Annotated in this window: 25 protein-coding genes; 15 read left to right on the top strand and 10 right to left on the bottom strand. The window is 60.0% G+C overall.

Annotated features, from left to right (window positions below):
• Nucleotides 1-130: 130 nt before the first annotated feature.
• The 6 genes from hemA (at nt 131) to LOY70_RS24810 (ending at nt 5509) form a co-directional block, all read left to right on the top strand.
• Complete coding sequence (gene hemA / locus LOY70_RS24835; protein WP_265029822.1) at nt 131-1420, top strand: glutamyl-tRNA reductase; 1290 nt, start codon at nt 131-133, stop codon at nt 1418-1420.
• Nucleotides 1417-2499, top strand: a complete 1083-nt coding sequence (gene prfA / locus LOY70_RS24830; RefSeq protein WP_123344792.1) for a peptide chain release factor 1 — start codon at nt 1417-1419, stop codon at nt 2497-2499. The genes hemA and prfA overlap by 4 nt, the downstream gene beginning before the upstream one ends.
• Nucleotides 2500-2513: 14 nt before the next feature.
• On the top strand, nt 2514-3344 hold the full coding sequence (gene prmC / locus LOY70_RS24825; protein WP_265029819.1) for a peptide chain release factor N(5)-glutamine methyltransferase: 831 nt from the start codon (nt 2514-2516) through the stop codon (nt 3342-3344).
• The gene (locus LOY70_RS24820; RefSeq protein WP_265029817.1) at nt 3338-4093 is read left to right on the top strand and encodes a molybdopterin-synthase adenylyltransferase MoeB; all 756 of its coding nucleotides are present in this window, start codon (nt 3338-3340) and stop codon (nt 4091-4093) included. The genes prmC and LOY70_RS24820 overlap by 7 nt, the downstream gene beginning before the upstream one ends.
• Nucleotides 4086-4877: a glutamate racemase gene (gene murI, locus LOY70_RS24815; RefSeq protein WP_265029816.1), complete on the top strand. Its 792-nt coding sequence runs from the start codon at nt 4086-4088 to the stop codon at nt 4875-4877. Before LOY70_RS24820 ends, murI begins: the two co-directional genes overlap by 8 nt.
• 113 nt (nt 4878-4990) lie before the next feature.
• Nucleotides 4991-5509, top strand: a complete 519-nt coding sequence (locus tag LOY70_RS24810; RefSeq protein ID WP_265029815.1) for an acyloxyacyl hydrolase — start codon at nt 4991-4993, stop codon at nt 5507-5509.
• Between the two features lie 129 nt (nt 5510-5638).
• Here LOY70_RS24810 and LOY70_RS24805 read toward each other — a convergent pair whose 3' ends face one another.
• The 6 genes from LOY70_RS24805 to LOY70_RS24780 all read right to left on the bottom strand — a co-directional run bounded on the left by LOY70_RS24805 (nt 5639) and on the right by LOY70_RS24780 (nt 11388).
• Nucleotides 5639-5944, bottom strand: a complete 306-nt coding sequence (locus tag LOY70_RS24805) for a YkgJ family cysteine cluster protein (protein WP_123344789.1) — start codon at nt 5942-5944, stop codon at nt 5639-5641.
• Nucleotides 5945-5972: 28 nt separating this feature from the next.
• Nucleotides 5973-6746, bottom strand: a complete 774-nt coding sequence (locus LOY70_RS24800; RefSeq protein WP_265029813.1) for an SDR family NAD(P)-dependent oxidoreductase — start codon at nt 6744-6746, stop codon at nt 5973-5975.
• A gap of 108 nt (nt 6747-6854) precedes the next feature.
• On the bottom strand, nt 6855-8315 hold the full coding sequence (gene phrB / locus LOY70_RS24795; RefSeq protein WP_265029811.1) for a deoxyribodipyrimidine photo-lyase: 1461 nt from the start codon (nt 8313-8315) through the stop codon (nt 6855-6857).
• A gap of 12 nt (nt 8316-8327) precedes the next feature.
• Nucleotides 8328-9266 carry a MerR family transcriptional regulator gene (locus tag LOY70_RS24790; RefSeq protein ID WP_265029809.1) on the bottom strand — a complete coding sequence of 313 codons (939 nt, stop codon included), beginning with the start codon at nt 9264-9266 and terminating at the stop codon, nt 8328-8330.
• Nucleotides 9266-10228 (bottom strand): YbgA family protein, encoded by a 963-nt coding sequence (locus tag LOY70_RS24785; RefSeq protein WP_265029808.1) that lies wholly within the window; start codon nt 10226-10228, stop codon nt 9266-9268. Before LOY70_RS24785 ends, LOY70_RS24790 begins: the two co-directional genes overlap by 1 nt.
• Before the next feature lie 173 nt (nt 10229-10401).
• Nucleotides 10402-11388, bottom strand: coding sequence for an NAD(P)/FAD-dependent oxidoreductase (locus tag LOY70_RS24780; protein ID WP_265029807.1), 987 nt, complete (start codon nt 11386-11388; stop codon nt 10402-10404).
• A gap of 196 nt (nt 11389-11584) precedes the next feature.
• Here LOY70_RS24780 and LOY70_RS24775 point away from each other — a divergent pair, with 196 nt between their 5' ends.
• Complete coding sequence (locus LOY70_RS24775; protein ID WP_265029805.1) at nt 11585-12484, top strand: TIGR01777 family oxidoreductase; 900 nt, start codon at nt 11585-11587, stop codon at nt 12482-12484.
• Between the two features lie 13 nt (nt 12485-12497).
• On the top strand, nt 12498-13523 hold the full coding sequence (gene hemH / locus LOY70_RS24770) for a ferrochelatase (RefSeq protein WP_265029804.1): 1026 nt from the start codon (nt 12498-12500) through the stop codon (nt 13521-13523).
• A gap of 42 nt (nt 13524-13565) precedes the next feature.
• Here hemH and LOY70_RS24765 read toward each other — a convergent pair whose 3' ends face one another.
• A complete protein-coding gene (locus LOY70_RS24765; RefSeq protein ID WP_265029802.1) occupies nt 13566-14840 on the bottom strand; it encodes a uracil-xanthine permease family protein in 1275 nt (424 codons plus the stop codon).
• 2 nt (nt 14841-14842) lie between these two features.
• Complete coding sequence (gene upp / locus LOY70_RS24760; protein WP_265029801.1) at nt 14843-15481, bottom strand: uracil phosphoribosyltransferase; 639 nt, start codon at nt 15479-15481, stop codon at nt 14843-14845.
• Between the two features lie 176 nt (nt 15482-15657).
• On the opposite strand from upp, the gene LOY70_RS24755 reads away from it, so the two are divergent.
• From LOY70_RS24755 to LOY70_RS24740, 4 genes are read left to right on the top strand one after another with little or no spacing between them, the layout of a single operon-like run.
• A complete protein-coding gene (locus LOY70_RS24755; RefSeq protein ID WP_265029800.1) occupies nt 15658-16215 on the top strand; it encodes a hypoxanthine-guanine phosphoribosyltransferase in 558 nt (185 codons plus the stop codon).
• 3 nt (nt 16216-16218) lie between these two features.
• On the top strand, nt 16219-16722 hold the full coding sequence (locus LOY70_RS24750; protein WP_265029798.1) for a WbuC family cupin fold metalloprotein: 504 nt from the start codon (nt 16219-16221) through the stop codon (nt 16720-16722).
• A 46-nt stretch (nt 16723-16768) separates the two neighbouring features.
• On the top strand, nt 16769-18073 hold the full coding sequence (locus LOY70_RS24745; protein ID WP_265029797.1) for an MFS transporter: 1305 nt from the start codon (nt 16769-16771) through the stop codon (nt 18071-18073).
• Nucleotides 18074-18119: 46 nt separating this feature from the next.
• On the top strand, nt 18120-19289 hold the full coding sequence (locus LOY70_RS24740) for a spermidine synthase (protein ID WP_265029796.1): 1170 nt from the start codon (nt 18120-18122) through the stop codon (nt 19287-19289).
• 341 nt (nt 19290-19630) lie between these two features.
• Here the strand turns inward: LOY70_RS24740 and dauA are convergent, their stop codons facing one another.
• The gene (gene dauA / locus LOY70_RS24735) at nt 19631-21373 is read right to left on the bottom strand and encodes a C4-dicarboxylic acid transporter DauA (RefSeq protein WP_265029795.1); all 1743 of its coding nucleotides are present in this window, start codon (nt 21371-21373) and stop codon (nt 19631-19633) included.
• A 323-nt stretch (nt 21374-21696) separates the two neighbouring features.
• Here dauA and LOY70_RS24730 point away from each other — a divergent pair, with 323 nt between their 5' ends.
• The 3 genes from LOY70_RS24730 (at nt 21697) to LOY70_RS24720 (ending at nt 23182) form a co-directional block, all read left to right on the top strand.
• Nucleotides 21697-22182 carry a hypothetical protein gene (locus LOY70_RS24730; RefSeq protein WP_265029794.1) on the top strand — a complete coding sequence of 162 codons (486 nt, stop codon included), beginning with the start codon at nt 21697-21699 and terminating at the stop codon, nt 22180-22182.
• A gap of 61 nt (nt 22183-22243) precedes the next feature.
• A complete protein-coding gene (locus LOY70_RS24725) occupies nt 22244-22531 on the top strand; it encodes a PA4642 family protein (protein ID WP_265029793.1) in 288 nt (95 codons plus the stop codon).
• Between the two features lie 189 nt (nt 22532-22720).
• Nucleotides 22721-23182, top strand: a complete 462-nt coding sequence (locus LOY70_RS24720; RefSeq protein WP_265029792.1) for a hypothetical protein — start codon at nt 22721-22723, stop codon at nt 23180-23182.
• Between the two features lie 59 nt (nt 23183-23241).
• On the opposite strand, the gene mqo is transcribed toward LOY70_RS24720, so the two are convergent.
• Nucleotides 23242-24747, bottom strand: coding sequence for a malate dehydrogenase (quinone) (mqo, locus tag LOY70_RS24715; protein ID WP_265029791.1), 1506 nt, complete (start codon nt 24745-24747; stop codon nt 23242-23244).
• Between the last annotated feature and the right edge of the window lie 573 nt (nt 24748-25320).

Raw genomic sequence — 25320 nt, 5'->3', positions numbered from 1 at the left:
CAAGCCTTGGGTCAAACATAACCGCCCCGTCGATTTACGGCGCGGCTCGGGGCGATAGAGATCGAGTGGTTGTTCTGAATCTGGCGAAGTAGGACAATTGCCGGCTTCACGTCACCATCAGCGACCTTGAATGGCCTTCCTTGCACTTGGTATTAACCACAAGACTGCTTCAGTAGACGTTCGCGAGCGCGTGGCCTTTACGCCTGAGCAGCTGGTTGAGGCCCTGCAGCAGCTCTGCCGACTGACCGACAGTCGCGAAGCTGCGATCCTCTCCACCTGCAATCGCAGCGAGCTTTATATAGAGCAGGATCACGTTTCGCCGGATTCGGTGCTGCGCTGGCTGGCCGAATATCACGATCTGAGCCTTGAAGAGCTGCGTGCCAGTGCTTATGTGCACGAGGATGATGCGGCCGTTCGTCACATGATGCGCGTCGCTTCGGGCCTCGATTCGCTGGTGTTGGGTGAGCCGCAGATCCTCGGCCAGATGAAGTCGGCCTACGCCGTGGCGCGGGAGGCCGGCACCGTCGGTCCGCTGCTGGGTCGTCTGTTCCAGGCCACCTTCAACGCCGCCAAGCAGGTGCGTACCGACACCGCCATCGGCGAGAACCCGGTGTCCGTGGCGTTTGCCGCCGTCAGCCTGGCGAAACAGATTTTCAGTGATTTGCAACGCAGCCAGGCGCTGTTGATCGGCGCCGGCGAGACCATCACCCTGGTCGCTCGCCATCTCCACGACCTGGGTGTGAAGCGCATTGTCGTCGCCAACCGGACCCTGGAGCGGGCCAGCACCCTGGCCGAACAGTTCGGTGCCCATGCGGTGCTGCTGTCGGACATTCCTGCCGAACTGGTGCACAGCGATATCGTCATCAGTTCCACCGCCAGCCAGTTGCCGATCCTGGGCAAGGGTGCGGTGGAAAGTGCCCTGAAGCTGCGCAAGCACAAGCCGATTTTCATGGTGGACATTGCCGTCCCCCGGGACATCGAGCCGGAAGTCGGCGAACTGGACGACGTTTACCTCTATAGCGTCGACGACCTGCACGAGGTGGTGGCCGAGAACCTCAAGAGCCGGCAGGGCGCAGCCCAGGCGGCGGAAGAGATGATCAGCGTCGGTGCCGAGGACTTCATGGTGCGCCTGCGCGAGCTGGCGGCGGTGGATGTGCTCAAGGCCTATCGTCAACAGAGCGAACGCCTGCGCGACGAGGAGCTGCAAAAGGCCCAGCGCCTGCTGGCCAACGGCGGCAGTGCCGAAGAGGTGCTGGTGCAGCTGGCCCGCGGCCTGACCAACAAATTGCTCCACGCTCCCAGTGTCCAGCTCAAGAAGCTGACCGCCGAAGGCCGCCTTGATGCGCTGGCCATGGCCCAGGAGCTCTTTGCCCTCGGTGAGGGTTCACCGGATAGCTTTTCGGATAAAAAACCGCAATGAAAGCGTCACTGCTTAATAAGCTGGACATCCTCCAGGACCGTTTCGAAGAACTGACCGCCTTGCTGGGCGACGGCGAAGTCATTTCCGACCAGAACAAATTCCGCACTTACTCCAAGGAATACGCGGAAGTCGAGCCGATTGTCGCCACATATAAACAGCTGCTCAAAGTGCAGGGCGACCTCGAAGGCGCCCAGGCGCTGCTCAAGGACAGCGACCCGGACATGCGCGAAATGGCGGTGGAGGAAGTCCGCGAAGCCAAGGAGCGGTTGCTCGAACTGGAAGACAATCTGCAACGAATGCTGCTGCCCAAGGACCCGAACGACGGGCGTAACGTGTTTCTTGAGATCCGGGCCGGCACCGGTGGCGATGAGGCGGCGATTTTTTCCGGCGACCTGTTTCGCATGTATTCGCGCTACGCCGAACGTCGTGGTTGGCGCGTGGAGATCCTGTCGGAGAACGAAGGCGAACACGGTGGCTATAAAGAAGTCATCGCCCGCGTCGAGGGTGACAACGTCTATGGCAAGCTGAAATTCGAATCCGGCGCCCACCGTGTGCAGCGTGTACCGGCCACCGAATCCCAGGGGCGCATCCACACCTCGGCCTGCACCGTGGCGGTATTGCCCGAGCCGGACGAACAGGAAGCCATCGAGATCAACCCGGCGGACCTGCGGGTTGACACCTACCGCTCCTCCGGCGCGGGCGGCCAGCACGTCAACAAGACCGACTCGGCGATTCGCATCACTCACTTGCCCTCGGGCATTGTGGTCGAGTGCCAGGAAGAACGCTCCCAGCACAAGAACCGCGCGCGAGCCATGGCCTGGTTGTCGGCCAAGCTCAACGACCAGCAGACCAGTGCTGCGGCCAACGCTATCGCCAGTGAGCGCAAACTGCTGGTGGGTTCGGGCGATCGTTCCGAGCGGATCCGTACCTACAACTTCGCCCAAGGCCGGGTCACCGACCATCGCGTCAACCTGACCCTTTATTCCCTCGACGAAATTCTTGCCGGTGGTGTCGACGCGGTCATCGAGCCGTTGCTGGCCGAATACCAGGCTGACCAATTGGCTGCGATTGGCGAGTAAGCACAGGTGAATCAATGACCATCATCGCCAGTCTGTTACGTGCCGCCGAGCTGCCGGATTCGCCCTCGCCCCGGCTGGATGCCGAGTTGTTGCTGGCCGCTGCGCTGGGCAAGTCCCGCAGCTTCCTGCACACCTGGCCCGAGCGGATCGTACCGAGCGAGGCGGCGTTGCTGTTTTCCGAGTACCTGCGGCGCCGTCGTTCCGGCGAGCCGGTGGCCTACATCCTCGGGCAGCAAGGTTTCTGGAAACTCGACCTGGAAGTCGCGCCCCATACGCTGATCCCGCGTCCTGACACCGAGCTGCTGGTGGAAACCGCGCTGGCCTTGTTGCCGGCCACGCCGGCCCGGGTCCTGGACCTGGGCACGGGCAGTGGCGCGATTGCCCTGGCATTGGCCAGCGAGCGCCCAGCCTGGAAGGTCACTGCGGTCGACCGTGTGCTGGAAGCCGTGGCCCTGGCCGAGCGCAATCGTCAACGCCTGGACCTGCGCAACGTCACGGTGTTGAGCAGTCACTGGTTCAGCGCTCTGGACGGCGAGCGTTTTGAGTTGATCATCAGCAACCCGCCTTATATCGCCGCCGCCGATCCGCATCTGGCCGAGGGCGACGTGCGTTTCGAGCCGGCCAGTGCGCTGGTTGCGGGACAAGATGGGCTCGATGACCTGCGCCAGATCATTGAGCAGGCACCCGGTCACCTTGAACCGGGCGGCTGGCTGATGCTCGAACACGGTTACGACCAGGCCGGGGCGGTGCGTGATTTGCTGGGCTGCCAAGGCTTCGCGCAGGTCCACAGCCGCAAGGACCTGGGCGGTCACGAGCGTATCAGCCTGGGGTGCCTGCCGTGCTGAACGATCAGGAGTTGTTGCGCTACAGTCGGCAGATTCTGTTGCAGCACGTCGACATCGACGGCCAATTGCGCCTCAAGCAAAGCCGCGTGTTGATCGTCGGTCTCGGTGGTCTCGGCGCTCCGGTGGCGTTGTACCTGGCTGCCGCTGGCGTCGGCGAGTTGCACCTGGCGGATTTCGACACTGTCGATCTGACCAACCTGCAACGCCAGATCATTCACGACACCGACAGCGTCGGCCTGAGCAAGGTCGATTCGGCGATGCGTCGCCTGGCGGCGATCAATCCCGGGATTCGCCTGGTGCCTCATCCGAAGGCCATGGACGAAGACAGCCTGGCCGCCGTGGTTGCGACGGTGGATGTGGTGCTGGACTGCTCCGACAATTTCTCGACCCGCGAAGCGGTGAATGCGGCGTGTGTCATTGGGGGTAAACCGCTGGTCAGCGGTGCGGCGATTCGCCTGGAAGGGCAGCTATCGGTGTTCGATCCGCGCCGCCCCGAAAGCCCTTGCTACCACTGCCTCTACGGCCATGGCAGCGAAGCCGAGTTGACCTGCAGCGAAGCCGGTGTGCTTGGGCCGCTGGTGGGATTGGTCGGTAGCCTGCAAGCCCTTGAAGCCTTGAAGTTGTTGGCCGGTTTCGGTGAGCCGCTGGTGGGGCGCCTGCTGTTGATCGATGCCTTGGGCACACGTTTTCGCGAATTGCGAGTCAAGCGCGACCCGGGTTGCAGCGTCTGCGGTGGCCAGCATGAGTGAAGCGCCGATCGGTGTGCTTGACTCGGGTGTCGGCGGGCTGTCGGTGCTGGAAGAGATCCGTCAGTTGCTGCCCAATGAGTCGCTGCTGTACGTGGCTGACTGTGGGCATATTCCCTACGGTGAGAAAACCCCGGAATACATCCGACAGCGCAGCGCGATCATCGCCGACTTTCTCATGGGGCAGGGCGCCAAGGCGCTGGTGGTGGCCTGCAATACCGCAACGGTCGCCGCAGTGGCCGATCTGCGGCGCGACTTCCCCCACTGGCCCATTGTCGGCATGGAGCCGGCGGTCAAGCCAGCGGCCGCCGCGACCCGCAGTGGTATCGTCGGTGTACTGGCGACCACCGGCACCTTGCAAAGCGCCAAGTTCGCCGCCTTGCTCGACCGTTTCGCCACCGATGTGCGGGTTATCACTCAACCGTGTCCGGGGCTGGTGGAGCTGATTGAGGCGGGTGACTTGCACAGCCCGGCCTTGCATCAATTGCTGCAGCATTACGTCGACCCGTTGCTCGCCGCCGGCTGCGACACGTTGATCCTCGGCTGCACGCACTATCCGTTCCTCAAGCCATTGCTCAAGCAAATGATTCCGGCCGACATCAGCCTGATCGACACGGGGGCCGCCGTGGCACGCCAACTTCAACGGCTATTGGCCGAGCGAGCCCTATTGGCCAAAGGGCCGGCCCGCGAGACCGAGTTCTGGACAAGTGCAGATCCGATGCATTTAAGAAAAATCCTACCGTTGCTATGGCATTCGTCTGGCGTTGTGCGAAGCTTCGATCTGTAAGAAAAACGTGAAAATTATGTGAAACGGGCTGAACTTCTGTTTTACCGCGGATTTCTATAGCTTTGTCTGTTTGTAACTAAACTAACTAAGTCTGTTCGCAAAGGATGTTTTTAATGAAGCGCTTATTCTGCTTTGCCGCGTTTGCGGCTGCATTGCTGGGGCACACTTACACCGCTCAGGCGGCAGGTGTGGAGTTTGGGGTTGGCCAGACTAGCGATTCGACCATGACCTATCGCCTAGGCATGCAGTTCGACTGGGACAAGAGTTGGTGGCAGAGCGATGTCGGTCGCCTGACCGGCTACTGGAGCGGTGCCTATACCTACTGGGAAGGGGATGAGACCTCCAGCAACCACAGCCTGTCGTTCTCGCCGGTCTTTGTGTATGAGTTTTCCGGCCAGAACGTGAAGCCTTACATCGAGGCGGGTGTAGGTGTTGCGCTGTTTGCCAATACCGAAGTGGAAAGCAACAAGTTGGGTACGGCGTTCCAGTTCGAAGATCGCATCGGTTTCGGCCTGCGCTTCAACGGCGGACATGAAGTGGGCATTCGCGCCACTCACTATTCCAATGCCGGCATCAAGTCGACCAACGACGGTGTAGAAAGCTACGCGCTGCATTACACGATGCCGCTGTAACGTTCAGACACTGTGGGAGCGAGCTTGCTCGCGATAGCGGTGGGTCAGACAACTTCATGTTGAAAGGTCTATCGCTATCGCGAGCAAGCTCGCTCCCACAGAAATTCAGATTCCCCATCGAATCCATGCCTACCGATACGCCGTCGCAATCCCCAGGCGTTCTTCAATGCATTCCGGCGCGCCCATTTCGAATTCGCGGCAGATCAGCGGGCGTTTCTCGTAGATCGTGCACATCATGCTGTCGCGATCCAGGGCCGCGCACCAGCCGTCGTCGAGCCGCAGCATCACTTCCCCACCCCAATCATCTGTGTCGATAAAACGTTCCGGGACGCCAGTGTCGGTGATCAGCATCACTTCCAACTGGCAGCAGCATGCCGCGCACGTCGAGCAAGTGACGGCCGGTGCAGCGATTTCATGGAGGGGGATGATTTTCATGGCGCGCAGTGTAAGGCAACCGGGCCGCTCAGGGTCGACCCTTGATCGGTGACCAGACACTCGCCTGACAGGGGGGCACGTCTGTTTGCTCTGTCTCGGCCGATGACGGCAATGGCCAGAGCACCGTCATGGATGCGGCAGGGAGAGCCATTTCCTGGGGGCGCTCGATCAATTGCGACAATATGTGATTCGCCGCCGTTTCAGCCGACCACTGGACCGGGTTTGGAAAACAGTCGTCGTGGCTCAGCGACGGGCTGTCGAAGCCAGGGTGGACCAGTGTCACGTCGATGTTGTCGCAGGCGGAGTCAAGCCGGGCCGACTCAAACAGATAACGCATCCCTCTGCCACCGTCTTTCGTTTGCGAGGGCGGCAGGTAAGTCGCCGGGCTGGCGATACCCACCAGATGAGGCTCGGTCCCCGCGCGTAATAGCGGCAAGGCTGTTTCGATGCAGAGACTGGCGGCCAGTAGATTGCTGCGTACGATGTGTTCGATGATCGTGTGGTCGTCGGGCTGGCCGCTGGTGTATTCAGCGGTTCCGGCATTGAGAATCACAGTATCCAGGTAGCCCCACTGTTGGGCGATCTGCTCGCCGATCTCACGCACGCTCTGGCTGTCAGTCAAATCGCCGGGCAGCGTCAGTACTTGTCCTGGATAACGTGCCGAAAGGGCCTCACAGGATTGAGCCGAGCGTGAACTCACGGCCAGGTGCGCACCGGTGTTAAGTATCGCTTGGGCCAACGCCGCACCAACGCCGTGACCCGCACCGGTCAGCCAATATCGCCGTGGAGGCTTTAGACCCATTCCATACTCCTTTCGATGCAGTGTTTGGTCAGTGGCTTTGAGGAAGACCCTTTGATTAGTAAGACTATATGCCAGGGAAGGGGTAATGCATCCCCTGGGTTAACAATTTCATGTTCGCTCACCGCCCATCTTTTCAACGGCAACGTCCTGTCGCGCTGGCAGGTTTCGGAATGCCTCCAACGCACGTACCCGGGATTCGCTCAAATTGACGATTGCAGGCGGGTAATCCACTGCGTCAAACAATCCGCCCTGGGTATTTGGGTTATGGACCTGTTGTTTGTCGAGATCGTTCAGCTCGGGTAACCAGCGTTTGATGAACAAACCCTCGCGATCAAATTTCTCCGACTGGCTCAACGGGTTGAATATCCGGAACCAGGGCGCCGCGTCCGTGCCGGTGGAGGCACTCCACTGCCAACCGCCGTTGTTGGCGGCCAGATCGCCGTCGATCAGGTGCCGCATGAAAAAACGCTCGCCCTCGCGCCAGTCGATCAGCAGGTTCTTGGTGAGAAACATCGCCACCACCATCCGCAAACGGTTGTGCATCCAGCCGGTCTCCAGCAATTGACGCATGGCCGCATCGATAATAGGCAGGCCAGTGCGGGCTTGCTTCCAGGCCTCCAGTTCTTCTGGGGCCTGGCGCCAGGCCAATGCCTCGGTTTCCGGGCGGAACGCGCGATGGCGCGACACGCGTGGATAGCCCACCAGAATATGTTTATAAAACTCACGCCATAGCAATTCATTGATCCAGGTCACGGTACCGACACTTCCGCTTTCGAATTCACCCTGGTTGGCGTGCAGCGCAGCGTGCAGGCACTGGCGCGGCGAGACCACGCCGGCCACCAGATAAGCCGAAAGCTGGCTGGTGCCCGGTTTGGCCGGAAAATCCCGTTCGCTCTGGTAATCGCCGAGGTGTTGATCGACAAAGGTGTCCAGGCGCCGTCGGGCTTCGTTTTCACCGGCAGGCCAGAGCGCCCTTAACGCTTCGCCGGGAAGCGCGAACCCTTCGACTTGCGTCGGTAGCGGATCACTGACGATCCCCGTGGGCGCTTGGCGGATGGGTGTGGCGACCAGGCTTGGCAGCGAGACATGCAGGCGGTTGTAGCAAACCTTGCGGAACTGGCTGAACACCTGGAAGTAGGTGCCGGTCTTGGTCAGCACGCTGCCGGGCTTGAACAGCAACTGGTCGAGGTGACTGTGAAACTCGATGCCCTGGCCTCCCAAGACCTGGGCGACTTCGGCGTCGCGGCGGGTTTCGTTCAGGCCGTATTCTTCGTTGACGTGAACGGCGCTGATCTTCAGTTCGTGGCACACCGTGAGGAGTACCTGTGGGGCCTGATCCCAGCGCGACGCATGGCGGATCAGCAGCGGGATGTTCAGTTCGTCCAGGGCTGCGCCCAGGGATGCGAGGTTGCGCAGCCAGAAATCGATCTTGCACGGCGCATCGTCATGGGCACGCCATTGCTCCGGGCTGGGCAGGTACACCGCCACACATGGCCCCCGGGCTGCGGCGGCCGCGAGGGCGGTGTTGTCGTGCAGGCGCAAGTCGCTGCGCAGCCAGATCAGTTGCATGGTGTTTTCCATTTAAAGGAGTTTTCTGCGACTCAGTTCGCGGTGAGCCGATAACGGATCTTCAGCCCAGGTGAGGTTCTTCATCGAGACACTTGTGGATAACTTGGCCTGATGAATGGACGCGGCCGGGCCGGCAATGATGATCGGGCAATCGATTCCACCCAGCAGTTTGGGCAGTTGGGACAGGTTCAGGGCGTTGCTGGAATACAGCAGCACGCCGCGCGCCTTGAGGCGCTCGACCGCCAGGGCCAGTTCACCCGCGGGTAGGGGGGCGTCGAACACTTCGACCGGGCAATCGGCGCTGCTGCTCAGCCAGGCGGTGAGCCACAGGTGCGGTTCCATGGGAAGGTCCGAATGGTTGACCAATAGCAACGGTGCGCCGCGCAGCTGACGGTTATTGTGGTAGATCCGGCTACCGAATTTGCTGCGCAGCCAGGAGTACAGGAACACCCGTTCCAACTGCGCACCGAACTGGCCCTGCCAACGCAATTGCAGCTCGGCCAGTAACGGCAGCAGCAATTGCTCGCACACGGTCCGGGGCGGGTACAGCGCTATCGCCTGGTTGATCCGCTCATCGACCTGGCGCTCGGCCAGTTCCCTCACTGCCAGCACAAGGGCGTGACGCTGACGCTGCCAGTCGTCTTCCAGCGGTTCGGCCAATGGCTGTGGGGTGTCGAGCAAGGGCTTGATCTTGCTCACCGCCATTCCGCGATTGATCCAGGTGAGGATGCTCTGGATTCGTTGCACATGCTCGGCATTGAACAGCCGGTGGCCCTTGGGCGTGCGGTGCGGCACGATCAATCCGTAACGGCGCTCCCAGGCCCGCAGGGTGACGGCGTTGACGCCGGTTTGCCGGGCGACTTCGCGTATGGGGAGCCAGCCCTCTGCCACGGCTTTGGCGAAGTCGGCCCCCAGGTCTTCGCTGGCACTGGAATCGGGATCGCGGTTCATCAGATGGCGTTGCGCAAGCTGAGGTTTTCCGGGTGCGGTTGCAGGTAGACCTGCTGCGTCAGATAAGGATCGGGGTGCTGGCGCAAGTGATGCTTGAGCAAGGTCAGCGGCACCACCAATGGCACGATGCCGAGGCGGTATTGCCCGATGAGGTGCTGCACTTCCATTTTGTCTTCAGCGTTGATGGCGCGCTTGAGGTAACCGCTCAGGTGCTGCAGCACGTTGGTGTGCGTGCGGCGGGTGGCGCATTTTTTCAGGGCCGCCATCAGCGCGCTGAAATAACGCGAGCCCAGTTCACCGGCATCGACCTTGCCCATGCTGCCCAGCAAGTGTCCCAGTGTCTTGTATTGCACCGGGTTATGGGCCATCAGCAGATATTTGTAGCGCGAGTGGAATTCGATCAGGCCGCGTCGGGTCAGGCCCTGGCGGCGCAAAGACTGCCAGGCGGCATAGGCGAACACCCGGGTCAGGAAGTTCTCCCGCAACACCGGATCATTGAGGCGGCCATCTTCCTCCACCGGCAGATCGGGATGGCGCTCGCAAAACGCCTGGGCATAAATGCCGCGTCCACCGCCGTCCTGGGGCATGCCGTTGTGGTCGTAGACTTTCACCCGCTCCAATCCGCAGGATGGCGATTTTTGCATGAAGATGTAGCCGCAGAGGTCATCCAGTTCCTGCGCCATCTGCTGCCCGTAATCGGTCAGTGGCCGGGTCACGTCGAGGTCACGGTCCACCGTGCCGAGCGCCTGGGGATGTGCGGGGTCGCCCACCAGCCGGATCGGCTCCCGAGGGATGCCCAGTCCAATCGCGACTTCAGGGCACACCGGCACAAAATCGAAATAATCGATCAGGGTACGGCTGCACAGCTGCGATTGCTTGTGCCCGCCGTTAAAGCGAACTTCAGCCCCCATCAGGCAGGCGCTGATGGCGATTTTCGGTTTGGTGGCGGTTTCGCTGGGCATGGGGACCTCTGATTGTTCAATATTGTACATAAAACTATTCTTGTACAATATTTTCATCATAGATCCGAACCTGCCTAAGTCAATCGGTTTTGTGCAGGGAAAGCGCTATGAGTCTTTTCGCAGATGGGCTGCTGTCTCTTTCGACAGCAGCGGATGGCGCAGGGTGATGCGATTTACTGCAGGCTGGCGTGCAAACGACGCGCGGCCTCCTGGCCGCTGAGCCATGCCCCTTCGACCCGTCCGGACAGGCACCAGTCGCCGCAGACATACAGACCCAGGTCGGCATCGGCCAGGGCACCCCATTCATGGCTGCCGGCAGGGCGGGCGTAGAGCCAGCGATGGGCCACGCTGAAGCTCGGGGCGGGCATCGCGCTATGCAGCAGTTCGGCAAAGGCGCCGTGAAGTTGTTCGATCACCGCTTCCTTGGACAGGTCGATGTGTTGCCGACTCCATTCGCTCGTGGCGTGCAGCACCCAGGTGTCGAGCTGACTGTCGCGCCCCGGTTTGCTGCGGTTGCGGGCCAGCCAGTCGAGCGGGCTGTCCTGGACGAAGCAGCCTTCCATGGGCGTATCCAGCGCTGTTTCGAAGGCCAGCGCCACCGCCCAGGTCGGGTCCATTTTCACCCCGGCTGCCACGCCGGCCAGCTTCGGTACGGCGGCCAGCAAGGCGGTGGCCTGGGGTGCGGGCGTGGCGATCACCACCTGGCCAAAGGGGCCATGGGTGAAACCTTCTGCGTCTTGCAGATGCCAGTGTTCCTGGCCACGGTACACCTCGGTGATCCGGCAAGAGAACTGCACCTGCAACTTGCCGAGCAGGGCGCGAGTGATGGCGCTCATGCGCGGAGTACCGACCCAGCGGGTCTGCTCATCCGGTGAAGGGCTCAGTTGCCCACCCTGGAAATTATAAAGTTGTGGGTTCCATTCCGCCGCCCAGCCGTTGGCTTGCCAACGCTGGACCTCCATGACAAAACGACGATCCCGGGCGGTGAAGTATTGCGCGCCCATGTCCAGCGCGCCGGCATCGCTGCGTTTGCTTGACATGCGTCCGCCGCTGCCATGGCTTTTATCGAAGAGTTGAACGACATGCCCGGCCTCCGTCAGGGCCTGGGCGGCTGAGAGTCCGGCGATGCCGGTGCCGATGATTGCGATAGGTACAGTCATGAGGGCCTCGTTTACCTTTCTGTACAGGCTACGCCGTCGTTTAAACCTGTACAATTCTGGTTTTTGGTATAAGTTTTACCGTTCGCGTTTGGACAGGTTGTCCTATTGTTAAACACAGACCCTGTCCGATACGAAAAATCCCTGCTTATAAAAATAGACTAGTGGGCCGATTAAAACGCGATGCGAGGAACATCTCATGCACATATTGCTGACCGGCGGTACTGGTTTGATCGGACGTCAGCTTTGCCGCCTCTGGTTGGAGCAGGGGCATCGCTTGACGGTATGGAGTCGTCGGCCTGAAGAGGTGATGAGAATCTGCGGCGCGCAGGTACGCGGCGTTGCCAAGCTCGACGAGATTAGCGAGCCGGTGGACGCGGTGGTCAACCTCGCTGGCGCGCCGATTGGCGACCGGCCCTGGACCCACAAGCGCAAATTGTTGCTGTGGAGCAGCCGCATCACCCTGACTGAGGTCTTGCTGGCGTGGATGGAGCGTTGTGAGCCGAAACCGCAGGTGCTGATTTCAGGTTCCGCAGTGGGTTGGTACGGCGATGGTGGCGAGCGTGAGTTGACTGAGGAGTCGGGGCCGGTCAGTGAGGATTTCGCCAGCCAGTTGTGCATTGCCTGGGAAGAAACCGCGCAACGGGCCGAGGCCATGGGCATCCGCGTGGTGTTGGTGCGCACCGGCCTGGTCCTGTCCGCCGAGGGCGGCTTTTTGTCGCGCCTGTTGCTGCCGTTCAAACTGGCGCTGGGCGGGCGTATCGGCAATGGTCGGCAATGGATGCCGTGGATTCACATTGACGATCAAATCGCCTTGATTGATTTTCTTCTGCACCGCTTTGATGCCAGCGGTCCTTATAATGCCTGCGCGCCGAACCCTGTGCGTAACCGCGATTTTGCCAAGGCGCTGGGGAGCGTTTTGCATCGGCCGGCGGTGGTGCCGATGCCGGAGCTGGCGCTGAAGGTTGCCCTGGGGGAGCTGTCATTACTGTTGCTGGGCGGCCAGCGGGCTACGCCAGCCCGATTGCAGGCCGCGGGTTTTACTTTCCGCTTCACTGAATTGCCCGCGGCCCTGGACGACTTGTCGGGCCGCCTTTGAAATAGGATGTTGCATGACCGATCACGCGTTGCTTCTGGTGAATCTGGGTTCGCCTGCTTCCACCTCGGTGGCCGATGTGCGCCGCTACTTGAATCAATTTCTGATGGATCCGTACGTCATCGACTTGCCATGGCCGGTGCGGCGCCTGCTGGTGTCGCTGATCCTGATCAAGCGGCCTGCGCAATCGGCCCATGCCTATGCCTCGATCTGGTGGGACGAGGGCTCGCCGCTGGTGGTGCTCAGCCGTCGGCTGCAACAGGCCATGACCGCGCAATGGACCCAGGGCCCGGTGGAGCTGGCCATGCGTTATGGCGAGCCGTCCATTGAATCGACATTGGTGCGCCTGGCGAGCCAGGGTCACAAGAACATCACGCTGGCGCCGCTGTATCCGCAGTTTGCCGACAGCACCGTGACCACCGTGATCGAGGAAGCCAGGCGGGTGGTGCGTGCCAGGAAACTCAATGTGCAGCTCTCGATTCTCCAGCCGTTCTACGATCAGCCGGAATACCTCGACGCCCTGGTCGCCAGCGCCAAGCCTTATCTGATGCAGGATTACGATCATCTGCTGCTGAGTTTCCACGGCTTGCCGGAACGGCACCTGACCAAGCTCGACCCGACCGGTTTTCATTGCTTCAAGGATGCCGATTGCTGCAAGAACGCGCCGCCAGAAGTCATGGCCACGTGTTACCGCGCGCAATGCATTCGCACCGCTGAACTGTTCGCCCAGCGCATGGGCCTCAAGGATGGCCAGTGGTCGGTGTCGTTCCAATCGCGACTGGGTCGGGCCAAGTGGATCGAACCCTACACCGAGGCGCGCCTGGATGAATTGGCCAAAAGTGGTGTGAAGAAAGTGCTGGTGATGTGCCCGGCCTTCGTCGCCGACTGCATCGAAACCCTGGAGGAAATCGGTGATCGCGGGCGCGAACAGTTCCGCGAGGCAGGTGGGGAGGAGTTGGTGCTGGTGCCGTGTCTCAATGACCAGCCGCAGTGGGCCAAGGCGTTGAGCACGCTGTGTGGGCGGGCGCCGATCGCGTTGTAGCTGATCGTTCCCACGCTCCGCGTGGGAACGATCAAGTTCCAATCAAATCAGCGGCTCATCCGCCTTCTTGTGCTTCCAACTGTCATTACCCGGCAGCAGCAGATTCAGCGCGATCGCCACCACCGCGCACAGCGCGATGCCCTTGAGGCCGAAGTCGTCCGGGCCCGTGCCGGTACCCACCAGCACGCCGCCGATGCCGAACACCAGCGTCACCGAGACGATCACCAGGTTGCGTGCTTCGCCCAGGTCGATCTTGTGGCGGATCAGGGTGTTCATGCCCACCGCGGCAATCGAACCGAACAACAGGCACAGAATGCCGCCCATCACCGGTACCGGGATGCTTTGCAACAGCGCACCGAACTTGCCGATGAACGCCAGGCTGATGGCGAAGATCGCCGCCCAGGTCATGATTTTCGGGTTGTAGTTCTTGGTCAGCATCACCGCGCCAGTCACCTCGGCGTAGGTGGTGTTGGGCGGGCCGCCAAACAGGCCGGCGGCGGTGGTGGCGATGCCGTCACCGAACAGGGTGCGGTGCAGGCCGGGTTTCTTCAGGTAATCGCGACCGGTCACGCTGCCCACGGCAATCACGCCGCCGATGTGCTCGATGGCCGGCGCCAACGCCACCGGCACGATGAACAGGATCGCCTGCCAGTTGAATTCCGGTGCGGTGAAGTTAGGCAGGGCGAACCACGGTGCGGCGGCGATTTTCGCGGTGTCCACGACCCCGAAGAAAAACGCCATGGCAAAGCCCACCAGCACGCCGGAAATGATCGGCACCAGGCGGAAGATGCCTTTGCCGAACACCGCGACGATCAAGGTGGTGAGCAACGCCGGCATCGAAATCAGCATCGCGGTTTGATAAGGGATCAGCTCGGTACCGTCGCCAGCCTTGCCCATGGCCATGTTCGCGGCAATCGGCGCCATCGCCAGGCCGATGGAAATGATCACCGGGCCGATGACCACCGGCGGCAGCAACCGATCAATAAACCCGGTGCCCTTGATCTTCACCGCCAGGCCCAGGAAGGTGTAGACGAAACCGGCCGCCATCACGCCGCCCATGGTCGCCGCCAGGCCGAACTGGCCCTTGGCGAGGATGATCGGGGTGATGAAGGCAAAGCTCGAGGCCAGGAATACCGGCACCTGGCGCCCGGTGACGATCTGGAACAGGATCGTTCCCAGGCCGGCGGTGAATAGCGCTACGTTCGGGTCCAACCCAGTGATCAGCGGCATCAATACCAATGCGCCGAAGGCGACGAACAACATCTGTGCGCCGGACAGCACCTGGCGCCAGAGCGGATCGTTGAACTCGTCCGGCATGCTCACGCGTCCTTCTGCTTGGTGCCGAAGATCTTGTCGCCGGCGTCGCCCAGGCCCGGGATGATGTAGCCGTGCTCGTTGAGTTTCTGGTCGATGGACGCGGTATAGATGGTCACATCAGGGTGAGCGTCGTGCACCGCCTTGATGCCTTCGGGAGCGGCGACCAGCACCATGGCGCGGATGTCCCGGCAGCCGGCCTTTTTCAACAGGTCGATGGTCGCGACCATGGAGCCGCCGGTGGCGAGCATCGGGTCGATGATCATGGCCAGGCGCTCGTCGATTTCCGGCACCAGTTTTTCCAGGTAAGTGTGAGCCTGCAGGGTCTGCTCGTTGCGGGCCACGCCCACGGCGCTGACCTTGGCGCCCGGGATCAGGCTCAGCACGCCTTCGAGCATGCCGATGCCGGCGCGCAGGATCGGCACCACGGTGATCTTCTTGCCGGCGATTTTTTCCACCTGGACCGTACCGGCCCAACCGTCGATCTCGTAGGACTCCAGCGGCAGGTCCTTGGTGGCTTCGTAGGTGAGCAGTGCACCGACTTCCTGGGCGAGTTCGCGGAAGTTCTTCGTGCTAATGTCGGCGCGGCGCATCAGGCCGAGTTTGTGTCTGATCAGCGGATGGCGGATCTCGAGGATGGGCATGGGAAAGGCTCCGGCGGCGGGCAAAAAAACCGGCCTAGATTAATCTATCCGAGGGTGTTGTCCTATAGACAATACAGAACGTTAGTCCACAAACGCTTGATCTGGCCGGGCGGGATGCGTACCTTTGCCCGTTTTTCCGAACCCGTCCCTCCCCTCAACCTCCCCTGGAGAGCGCCATGTCCGCTGATCTCGAGCATATCCGTCAAATCATGCGAGAGGCTGACTGCCTGTACACCGAAGCCGAAGTCGAAGCGGCGATCGCCCGTGTCGGTGCCCAAATCAACGAGCAACTGGCCGATTCCAACCCGGTGGTGTTCTGCGTCATGAACGGCGGGCTGATCTTCTCTGGCAAGCTGCTGACCTATCTGGACTTCCCACTGGAGGCGTCCTACCTGCACGCCACCCGTTATCGCAACGAAACCAGCGGCGGTGACCTGTTCTGGAAAGCCAAGCCGGAAGTCTCGTTCATCGACCGCGACGTGCTGATCATCGACGACATCCTTGACGAAGGGCACACCCTGGGCGCCATCATCGATTTCTGCAAACACGCCGGTGCCCGCGCCGTGCACACCGCCGTGCTGATCGACAAGGACCACGACCGCAAGGCTCGTCCTGACCTCAAGGCCGACTTCGTTGGCCTGCCGTGCATCGACCGCTACATCTTTGGCTACGGCATGGACTACAAAGGTTACTGGCGCAACGCCAATGGGATTTTCGCCGTCAAGGGAATGTAATGGATGACGCGGCCGGGCTTTCTGGATCAAGCGCTGTTCGATGAGTTGGCCGACAAAGCCGCGGCCAACCCTCGCGGGCGGCAGCACCACAATTTTCATCAGATGGACGAACCTTGCCACCGCATGGCGGTGGGCTTGCAACCTTCGACCTACATCCCGCCTCATCGCCATCTGAGTGCTGACAAGGCTGAAACCTTGCTGGTGCTCAGGGGCCGGCTCGGTGTGTTGCTCTTCGCATTTCAATTGGTCGATGTGCGCGACGTCGACGAGCATCAGCAAGGTTCGCTGGGCGGCAGTCTGATTCCGCTCAAAGACATCATCAAGCGCCAGGAAGAACTCGATACCACCCGCCGTATCGTTTTCTATTGCAAATCCGGCCTCAGGAGCAAGGCGGCCCTGCTGGCAGTTCGCAGCTTCAGCCAGGAAGCGGAACTCTATAGCCTTGAGGGTGGAATCGAGCGATATCTGGCGATTTATCCTGATGAGCGCCGCCCCGTAGTTTCTTGAACGCCCCTGATTGCACGGTCACCCTATTCGGATCAAAGGTAAGTCAATGAGTGCAAGTTCTTCAGGCATAACGTGGGGCTTTCCCGGCATCGACCGGCGTCTGCTGAAAGTGCAATTCAGCTTTTTACTGATGGTTCTGGGTGGACGGTGCAATCAACTAGCGGTGGCTTGGTGGGCCTTGCAAGAAACAGGCTCTGCGTTCTATTTCGCCAACATGATTGCCTGTTCCATCGCGGCGGAAGTGTTAGCCAAACCTCTGCTGGGATGGCTGGGGGACAAGTACAACAAAATTCTGATCATCAAGCTGGCGTCATGGATCAGCCTGCTGACAGCGCTGTTAATGGTGGTGCTGTCTGCCACGGGGGCGTTCAACCCCTGGACGGTGGGCGCGCTGATGATGATCAGCAGTGCGATCGTCGGCGTACGCGATCCTCTCCAGGCCTCGATCATTCCTTTGTTTGCAGACGACGATAAAGTCTCCTTGGCCTTTCGGACCAAAAGCGTGATGTCGTCCTTCTCCATTCTGCTAGGGCCGGTACTGGCCAGCGGGTTGATTTACGGGTTCGGTATCACGTTCGCCTTTGCCGCCGATTTTTTTGCGATTCTCATCGCTGGGGCGTTGATCGCCACCATCCCGTGCCAAATCGGCGCCACTGGCCAAGGCGAAAAAACCCAGTGTGCCAGCGGCGTCAGCATGATCTATTCCGGCTTCAAAGTGGTTTACGGAGTGAAAGTCGAGTTTTACCTAGCCATCATTTCAATGCTGATCAACTTTGCCTTGTTTCCGTTCTTCACCATCCTGATCCCACTGTACGTAAAGGACGTCATCCAGTATCCGGTCACCTACATAGGTCTTCTGGATTCGTGCTTCGGGCTGGGCATTCTGGCGGGCAGTTACAAGATCATCGGCTGGCTATCCGACCGGGTTCCCCGTGACATATGTGTGTCCGCAGGTTTTGCACTACTGGGGGGCAACCTAGTGGTGGTCGGGATCGTTTCATCGTCGCTCATCGTGCCCGCGGCCTTTTTCTGCGGCGGCGTCGGCCTGATGTTGATTAACATCCCCACCTCCGCTGTGAGGTTGCTGGCAACGCCAAAGCTCCATCGCAACCGGATTTTTGCCACGGTTTCATTTCTGTCTGCGGCGGCCAGCCCCTTGGGCAGTTTCGCGATGAACACCCTGATCGCCTATCTGGGGGTCGCACTGACAATTACGCTGCTGGGCGTCATGGTGCTGTTGTTGTCTCTGCTGGTCTTCCTGGTACCCGACTTCAAAACTTTCATGCGTTCCCAGGATACGCAGCTCACTGATGCCTATCTGGACAAATATCCTAAAGCGTTTGCGCATTGACGTGCCACGCCGTACCCACCTCTTATAACCGGAGTTGCCTTTCATCATGCCGGACATCAAGGATCGACCTGAATCTGCTCGACATGAACAGATCTTCTGCGGCCAATATTATGACGACATGGGCTGTACCGGTTTTCTGGGGCATCCGTCCAAGGATCAAATCTCGGTTCTGATGCTGGGGCTTTCGGATGGTGTGGCGCTGGCGCCGATCGCAGCCAGCACCAGAGTGGCCAGTTTGTTGGCCGTTGATCTGGACGAGACCTCACTCGTGCGCAGCCTCGACAACCGGAACCGACTTGCAGCGCATATCGATTTTGACACCGTGGTAGCCGATGCCACGCATTTCCTGGACGTCACTCCCGACCGGTACGACGTGATTATTGTCGACCTCTACACCCAGACCGCTTATGCCCCGATCATGTTTGATCACGGATTCCACCAACTATTGAAGAGCCGCCTCAATCCCCTCGGTCACGTGGTGTTCAACGGTTTTGGCGTTCCCATGAACCTGGACCCGTTCAACGGCCCTACACCCCAGGCTTGGCTCGCCCACTGCCTGAACGACAGCTGGGGCGACATTCACCACCTGCCCCATCGACGCAATGCGACGTTCATTATCGGCCCACCGCCATCAGCCATAAAGGGCACCGCGCCTAGCGTGGAGTTTTTATACGCCAGTGACCGGCTCTTTATGGACATCATGAGCCTTCGCCTGCGCTACCTGACACCCACGGTTACCCGTCACGCTCCGATTGTGCCCCCTGCGCTGGACTTCGTCGGGATTGATCTGGAGGCGCAAAAACGCTGGATGGACTCGTTACCGGCCTTGTCTGCGCTGCTTCCGACCTCGCTGAAGCTGAGCAAGCCCAACGATCTTCGTGTGTTACTGGATGACCCGGACGCTTGCCAAGCGCTGCAAGAGCGACTATTGAAGGACAAGTCGTCGCTGCGCACCACCCTGGCGTTGCTGATCTCAGGCGAAGTCAATTTCTCGGACCGCGATATGTCATGGCTCCCCGACTGGGTCGTAGCTACACTGGAGAACAGCGTCGAGATCCACCCACAAGACTGGCTGGAGGGTTTATTCCCTTACGCCTATGACGTCATTACCCACAGAACCCGGGGAGATATGTCCAAAGTGGAAGGTTTTCGACGAGCGCTAGCCCGATTGTCACCGAGTGTTTCCCTTGGACGTAGAAATTCAGACTTGATCTGACAATTACCTAGGGGGCTCTCTGAATTAACTTTCTCACCTAAGCTATGTTTCTGTGGTCAGGCGATGCTTGGAGTGATCACCTGAACTTTCAGGTAAAGGGCTTCGCGCTTACCAGGTTATTGCAGGGATACGCGATCGGCGGGCTGACGCAGCCTGATCTTTTGGCGGTTTCGGATATGCCGAAGAGCAAGATCAAAAGACCACAGCCTGCGGCAGCTCAGCAGGAGATCTGTGTACATCCGCAAGAGACAGGTCGACTGTCAGGGCGCCATCGCGAGCAAGCTCGGCTCCCAAATGGATGGGGTACGCACCCAAGCGGGAGCAAGCTCCCTCGCCACAGTTCAAGCCAGTCTTGGATGAGCCGTGCTGCCGCTGGCCAGCCATTGCTCACTCTTGACCCGCGCCTGCTCCAGGGTTTGTACATACGCCAATTGCCGCTGCTCGCGATGAATCCCGGCGCGGCGCAATTTCAGGCGCACCCGTGGCGCGGTTGCCACCAGAATCAAGCCGATGCCCTGCTTGCGGTAGTCCTTCAGGATGTTCTCAAAAGCCGCCAGCGCGGTCATGTCCAGCATCGGCACGGCGCTCATTTCCACCACCACCACCCGAACGCCCGGATCGAATTTGCGCAGCACATCCAGGGCCTTTTCTGCCGCGCCGAAAAACAGCGGCCCGCGAATCCCGTAGCAACGGACATGTTCAGGCATGTCCAGCAAGGCTTGATGGAAGTGGCGCGGCAGTTCGGCGCTGTCTGTCAGCTCACTCATGCGCTTGATGAACAGTCCGGCGGCCAGTAACAGGCCGACGGCGACGGCCATGACCATGTCGAACAAGACCGTCAGGCTGAGACAGGTCAGCAGCACCAGCACGTCGCTGCGCGGGGCGATGCGCAAGGTGTGCAGCACGTGCCCGGCTTCGCTCATGTTCCAGGCCACCATCACCAGCAGCGCTGCCAGCGCGGCCATGGGCAGGTAGCTGAACAATGGCGCCAACAGCAACATGGCCAGCAGCACCACGAGGCTGTGGATGATGGCCGCCATCGGCGAAAACGCCCCGCTGCGTACATTGGTGGCGCTACGGGCAATCGCCGCAGTGGCGGTGATGCCGCCGAACAGCGGCGCGACCAGATTGCCCAGGCCCTGGCCAATCAGCTCGGCGTTGGGATCATGCTTACTGCCGGTCATGCCATCGGCCACGACGGCGCACAACAGCGATTCGATCGCCCCAAGCATGGCAATGGCGAAGGCGGGTGCCAGCAGTTGGCGGATCAGGTCGTAGGAAAGATTCAGTCGTTGGCCATTGCCGTCCGCCAGATTCCACGGCCAGTCGAAGGTGGGGAGAAATGGCGGGATACCGGGATGGCTGATGCCGTCGACTACATAGCTGAAGCGTTCGCCTAGCGTCGCAATGGGCCAGCCACTGAGCTCCAGCACCAGTCCCAAGAGCGCGCCGATGAGCAGGGCGACCAAATGGCCCGGAACGCGCGGGACCCAGCGCGGCCAGATCACCAGCACTGCCAGGCAGGTGATGCCGACGATGCCGTCGCCCAGTCGAGCGCTGGGCAGCGCTACGATCAGCGCGCCCAACTGTTCGATGTAGTGCTGGGCCTGGCCGACAGTGGTCAAGCCCAGTAGATCCTTCAATTGCAACGTGGCGATGACCACGCCGATACCGGCGGTAAAGCCAAGGATGACTGGATAGGGAATGTATTGGATCAGTCGCCCGGCCCGCATCAGTCCCAGGGCGATCAGGATCAGGCCGGCGAGCATCGTGCACAGCAGCAGGCCGCCCAGGCCGTATTGTTGGGTGATGGGCAGCAGGATCACGACGAAGGCCGCTGTCGGCCCGCTGACGTTGAAGCGCGAGCCGCCGGTGAGGGCAATCAGCGGCGCGGCCACCAGCACCGTGTACAAGCCATGTTGCGGAGGAACCCCAACGGCAATGGCCAGGGCCATCGCAAGGGGGATAGCAATAATGCCAACGGTCAGCCCGGCCACGAGATCGCCACGCAGGCGCTCAAGGGTATAACCGGCGCGCCAGGCTTGGCGCCAGGCGGCGAATAGCGGTGGGGCGGAGAAAGACATGGGCACTCCACTAAATGAATGGGACGATACCGAATGACCGGCAAACACCCAACCTGTGGCGAGGGGATTTATCCCCGTTGGGCTGCGAAGCGGCCCCCATCGGGTTGGGGTGTTCTGTCTGATTCATCGAGTATCCGGTTTAGGTCTGCTTCGCAGCTCAGCGGGGATAAATCCCCTCGCCACAAGGAGGGGCATCATCTGATGCCAGGGCTGATGGCTCTTTGAGTATGCCGCGCCCGGCCTCCGGAAGTATTGACCTGGATCGTTTATTTCCAACGTTCTTGCTCATGCTAGAGTGCCGGTCCAAGACCCTGGAGCCTGTCATGAGTGTATTGATCCGCCGTTGCGCCGCTCTGTTGCTGATGTCCAGCCTGCCCCTGGCCGCCGTGGCCGCGCCGATGCACAGCCAGTTCCTGCCGCCCGATGACCTGATGGTGCGGCAGGAGCAGCCGCAACAACAGCAATTGCTGCAAGTTACCGAGTACTCGGTGGTGCTGGGTAATCAGCGCCAGTCCAACCAACAACCGATTCCCGTGACTTCGCCGCTGCTGGTGCGCCTCAAGGGCAAGCCCATGAATAAAGGCGCCACCCTCAACCAGGTGATCCTTAACTTTGATGGCGAGAGCAAGAGCCTGAAAAAACCGGTGTTTGACGAAGCGAGCAAGACCCTGACCCTGTCTTATCCACAGGCTCAGTACCGGGTCGTCATCGATCTGCTGCGCAACGACACGGTGTATGTGCAATTTCTCAGCTACGCCAACGGCCATATCTGGGCCGACCTGCACACCGGCGCCGAACGCCCGCGTTGAGCCTCGGGGCCTGCCGGGGGTAAACTGCCCGCCCCGTGAACTTTGCGAGCTGGAGCCGGCAATGCGTAAAGACAAGAAACAAGTGATTGGTGACGAGATTGGCGATGAACAGATCAAGCTGTTCCTCAATTTCGAGCCGGTCGATGCCACTTCGCCGTCGTTGCACAAACTGATCAAGGCCTACCGTGGCTTGCGGGTCGACGACTTCGAGCGCTTCCTGACGTTTTTTGTCGAGGCCGGTTACGACCTTAATGGCAAGGATGAGCAGGGCCACGATTTCGTGACGCTGATCCAGGACCAGCGTAACGCCGAGGATTACATTGAGTTGATCAATAAGGCGCGCGGCTGAGCGCGTTAAAGCTATATCAACGCCCTTCGGGGCGTTTGAATGCTCTTATCCATATTCCAGTTAATTATTTAAAAGTGCCTGAAAGGTTATGTCACTATTCGGGCTATTTTGTTTTGTCTCGGTTTCCATTACTTTTGCGTTGAAGCCAAGTGGTTTCAGTCCAATCGTTTAAATGGAGTTGTATTTATCATGGAAGATAAAAACAAATGTATCGCCGGGGTTTTATTGGCCCTGATCGGCTGTCTGGCAAGTTCGGTTTCCAATGCGTTCGATGAGATCGTCAATGTGGAAATATTCAACGCAACGTCAGCGGTCATCGTTCCGGGCAGCGATTTCACCTGGTCTCTGGCCCCGGAAAATGCAGGCCACAGCTTTTCGGTAAACCCCGGTGAAAGCCAGGAATTAACCTACTATCTGCCCCAGTCGCGCGCCGAGCGGGAGTCATTTACCTACACGCAAGGAGCTCGCACCTGTCATTTCAGTTTCGGGCATATCGCTAAAGCGTCGGTGAGTGATGAACAGGCAATGCCTTATCGTCGCTGGGTTGAAGCGAAACCAGCAGGTGCCTGTGTCGCGGAGTTGCTGGAAGTTGAAGATGACGATGATTACGTTCGTCATGGCGGAACACGCATCAAGTTCAGCATGAACTAATAACGCGGACAATAAAAAAACCTCCCGTGTGTGCGGGAGGTTTTTTTATAAGCGCAGTGTCAGGCGTAACTTTGAGCCTTGTTGTCTTCAACCAGTTCCAGGGCGATGTTGTTCTGTGCATTTATCTTGCGATACAGCGCCGCGTCGGTCTCCAACACTTTTTCCCGGGCCGGGAAGATTTGCGCGAGCTTGGCCGCCCACTCTCCCTTGGCCTTATCCGGGAAGCAGCGTTCGATCAGTTCAAGCATGATCGATACAGTCACCGAAGCACCCGGCGATGCGCCGAGCAGGGCGGCGAGGCTGCCGTCCTTGGCCGCCACCAGTTCGGTGCCGAACTGCAGGACGCCACCTTTCTTCGGGTCTTTCTTGATGATCTGCACCCGTTGGCCAGCCACTTCCAGGCGCCAGTCCTCGGCTTTCGCTTCGGGATAGAAGCGGCGCAGGGATTCCAGGCGCTGCTCCATGGACTGCATCACTTCGCTGATCAGGTACTTGGTCAGGTCCATGTTGTCCCGGGCCACGGCCAGCATCGGGCCGATGTTGCCGGCGCGTACCGACAGCGGCAGGTCCATGATCGAACCGTGCTTGAGGAACTTGGTGGTGAAACCGGCGTAAGGTCCGAATAGCAGGGATTTCTTGCCATCGACCACGCGGGTGTCCAGGTGCGGCACCGACATTGGCGGCGAGCCCACGGCGGCCTGGCTGTAGACCTTGGCCTGGTGGTGCTTGACCACTTCCGGATTGTCGCACCGCAGCCACTGGCCACTGACCGGGAAACCGCCGAAGCCCTTGCTCTCTTCGATGCCCGAGGCTTGCAGCAGCGGCAAGGCCGCGCCGCCGGCACCGAGGAACACAAACTTGGCGTCGACTTCGCGAGTGCTGCCGGAATTGACGTCCTTGATGCTCACGGTCCAGCCACTGCCATTGCGCTTGAGGCCTGTGACGCGCTTGCAGTATTTGACCTGGGTGTCCGGGGCGCTGGTCAGGTGCTTGAGCAACTGATTGGTCAGGGCCCCGAAGTTGACGTCGGTACCGTTCATGACTCGGGTGGCGGCAATGACTTCATCAGCCGGGCGGCCTGGCATCATCAACGGCATCCACTCGGCCATCTTGGCCTTGTCCTCGGTGTATTCCATGTCGGCGAAGGCGTGGTGCTGGCGCATCAGTTCGAAGCGCTTCTTCAGGAATTCCACGCCTTTCTCGCCCTGCACGAAACTCAGGTGTGGCACTGGAGCAATGAACGATTTGGAGGAGCCGAACGTGCCTTTTTGAGTCAGGTACGTCCAGAACTGCTTCGACACCTCGAACTGGGTGTTGATGTGCACGGCTTTCTTGATGTCGACACTGCCATCGGCTGCCTGGGGCGTGTAATTGAGCTCACACAGCCCGGCGTGGCCGGTACCGGCGTTGTTCCACGGATTGGAACTCTCCGCGGCACCGGAATCCATCAGCTCGACGACTTCCAGCGAGATCGCGGGGTCGAGCTCCTTGAGCAGCACGGCCAAGGTGGCACTCATGATGCCGGCCCCTACCAGTACTACATCGACTGCTTCGTTATGCGCCATTTAACGCGTCTCCAAAATCTGCAGCACCAAATTGTCGGCATAGCGGCCAGGATTGGCGGGGCAGGTCAGTTGCGCCCCAGGTATCCATGGCCAGGATCGCCATGTCCGAATCTTCGCAATTTTTCGCACCTACTGCGGATGCATGCAGCCTGGCCTCAGGAGTCACATGAACTCATTTAAGCGCCGGGCAGGCAATTCGACTTATGGCCGAGACATCCGTTCGTGCAACCAAATCCGTAGCGGACAGGCTTCAGGCGCCGGTTCTTGAGCGATATCCGGTCCTGTGTCGTTGGGCTGTTTCAGACGCTAATGGTGCTTGTTCAGACGCAAAACTCTTCATTTGCTCGCCACACTCTCGTGAAGTTGTGAAAACCCGTTTTTTCACGCTCTTTTGAAGACGTGAACCTCAAAAAAGGGCTGTCCCAGCCTGGCACCGCGCCCGGATTGGTTGCCTCCATGTAATACATGACAGGCAAAACGGGCAGACAGCTCAGTGACCGAGCGTAATGACAGCTCTGCAGATTCGCGAAAAGTGGGGGATTTGCCTGAAGAACAGCAAGCGCGCCAGCTTCA

The sequence above is a fragment of the Pseudomonas sp. B21-054 genome, assembly GCF_026016345.1.
GTDB lineage: Bacteria > Pseudomonadota > Gammaproteobacteria > Pseudomonadales > Pseudomonadaceae > Aquipseudomonas.
This window is presented reverse-complemented; position numbering and strand designations above follow the sequence as displayed.

Excerpts from the sequence above, each read along its gene's own strand:
- LOY70_RS24755 (WP_265029800.1), top strand. The coding sequence starts at position 15,658 with ATGTCCGCTGATCTCGAGCATATCCGTCAAATCATGCGAGAGGCTGAC.
- hemA (WP_265029822.1), top strand. The coding sequence starts at position 131 with ATGGCCTTCCTTGCACTTGGTATTAACCACAAGACTGCTTCAGTAGAC.
- LOY70_RS24775 (WP_265029805.1), top strand. The coding sequence starts at position 11,585 with ATGCACATATTGCTGACCGGCGGTACTGGTTTGATCGGACGTCAGCTT.
- LOY70_RS24730 (WP_265029794.1), top strand. The coding sequence starts at position 21,697 with ATGAGTGTATTGATCCGCCGTTGCGCCGCTCTGTTGCTGATGTCCAGC.
- murI (WP_265029816.1), top strand. The coding sequence starts at position 4,086 with ATGAGTGAAGCGCCGATCGGTGTGCTTGACTCGGGTGTCGGCGGGCTG.
- LOY70_RS24720 (WP_265029792.1), top strand. The coding sequence starts at position 22,721 with ATGGAAGATAAAAACAAATGTATCGCCGGGGTTTTATTGGCCCTGATC.
- LOY70_RS24780 (WP_265029807.1), bottom strand. The coding sequence starts at position 11,388 with ATGACTGTACCTATCGCAATCATCGGCACCGGCATCGCCGGACTCTCA.
- dauA (WP_265029795.1), bottom strand. The coding sequence starts at position 21,373 with ATGTCTTTCTCCGCCCCACCGCTATTCGCCGCCTGGCGCCAAGCCTGG.
- LOY70_RS24810 (WP_265029815.1), top strand. The coding sequence starts at position 4,991 with ATGAAGCGCTTATTCTGCTTTGCCGCGTTTGCGGCTGCATTGCTGGGG.
- LOY70_RS24800 (WP_265029813.1), bottom strand. The coding sequence starts at position 6,746 with ATGGGTCTAAAGCCTCCACGGCGATATTGGCTGACCGGTGCGGGTCAC.
- prmC (WP_265029819.1), top strand. The coding sequence starts at position 2,514 with ATGACCATCATCGCCAGTCTGTTACGTGCCGCCGAGCTGCCGGATTCG.
- LOY70_RS24785 (WP_265029808.1), bottom strand. The coding sequence starts at position 10,228 with ATGCCCAGCGAAACCGCCACCAAACCGAAAATCGCCATCAGCGCCTGC.
- phrB (WP_265029811.1), bottom strand. The coding sequence starts at position 8,315 with ATGCAACTGATCTGGCTGCGCAGCGACTTGCGCCTGCACGACAACACC.
- hemH (WP_265029804.1), top strand. The coding sequence starts at position 12,498 with ATGACCGATCACGCGTTGCTTCTGGTGAATCTGGGTTCGCCTGCTTCC.
- prfA (WP_123344792.1), top strand. The coding sequence starts at position 1,417 with ATGAAAGCGTCACTGCTTAATAAGCTGGACATCCTCCAGGACCGTTTC.
- LOY70_RS24805 (WP_123344789.1), bottom strand. The coding sequence starts at position 5,944 with ATGAAAATCATCCCCCTCCATGAAATCGCTGCACCGGCCGTCACTTGC.
- LOY70_RS24745 (WP_265029797.1), top strand. The coding sequence starts at position 16,769 with ATGAGTGCAAGTTCTTCAGGCATAACGTGGGGCTTTCCCGGCATCGAC.
- LOY70_RS24740 (WP_265029796.1), top strand. The coding sequence starts at position 18,120 with ATGCCGGACATCAAGGATCGACCTGAATCTGCTCGACATGAACAGATC.
- LOY70_RS24790 (WP_265029809.1), bottom strand. The coding sequence starts at position 9,266 with ATGAACCGCGATCCCGATTCCAGTGCCAGCGAAGACCTGGGGGCCGAC.
- upp (WP_265029801.1), bottom strand. The coding sequence starts at position 15,481 with ATGCCCATCCTCGAGATCCGCCATCCGCTGATCAGACACAAACTCGGC.
- LOY70_RS24750 (WP_265029798.1), top strand. The coding sequence starts at position 16,219 with ATGACGCGGCCGGGCTTTCTGGATCAAGCGCTGTTCGATGAGTTGGCC.
- LOY70_RS24725 (WP_265029793.1), top strand. The coding sequence starts at position 22,244 with ATGCGTAAAGACAAGAAACAAGTGATTGGTGACGAGATTGGCGATGAA.
- LOY70_RS24765 (WP_265029802.1), bottom strand. The coding sequence starts at position 14,840 with ATGCCGGACGAGTTCAACGATCCGCTCTGGCGCCAGGTGCTGTCCGGC.
- mqo (WP_265029791.1), bottom strand. The coding sequence starts at position 24,747 with ATGGCGCATAACGAAGCAGTCGATGTAGTACTGGTAGGGGCCGGCATC.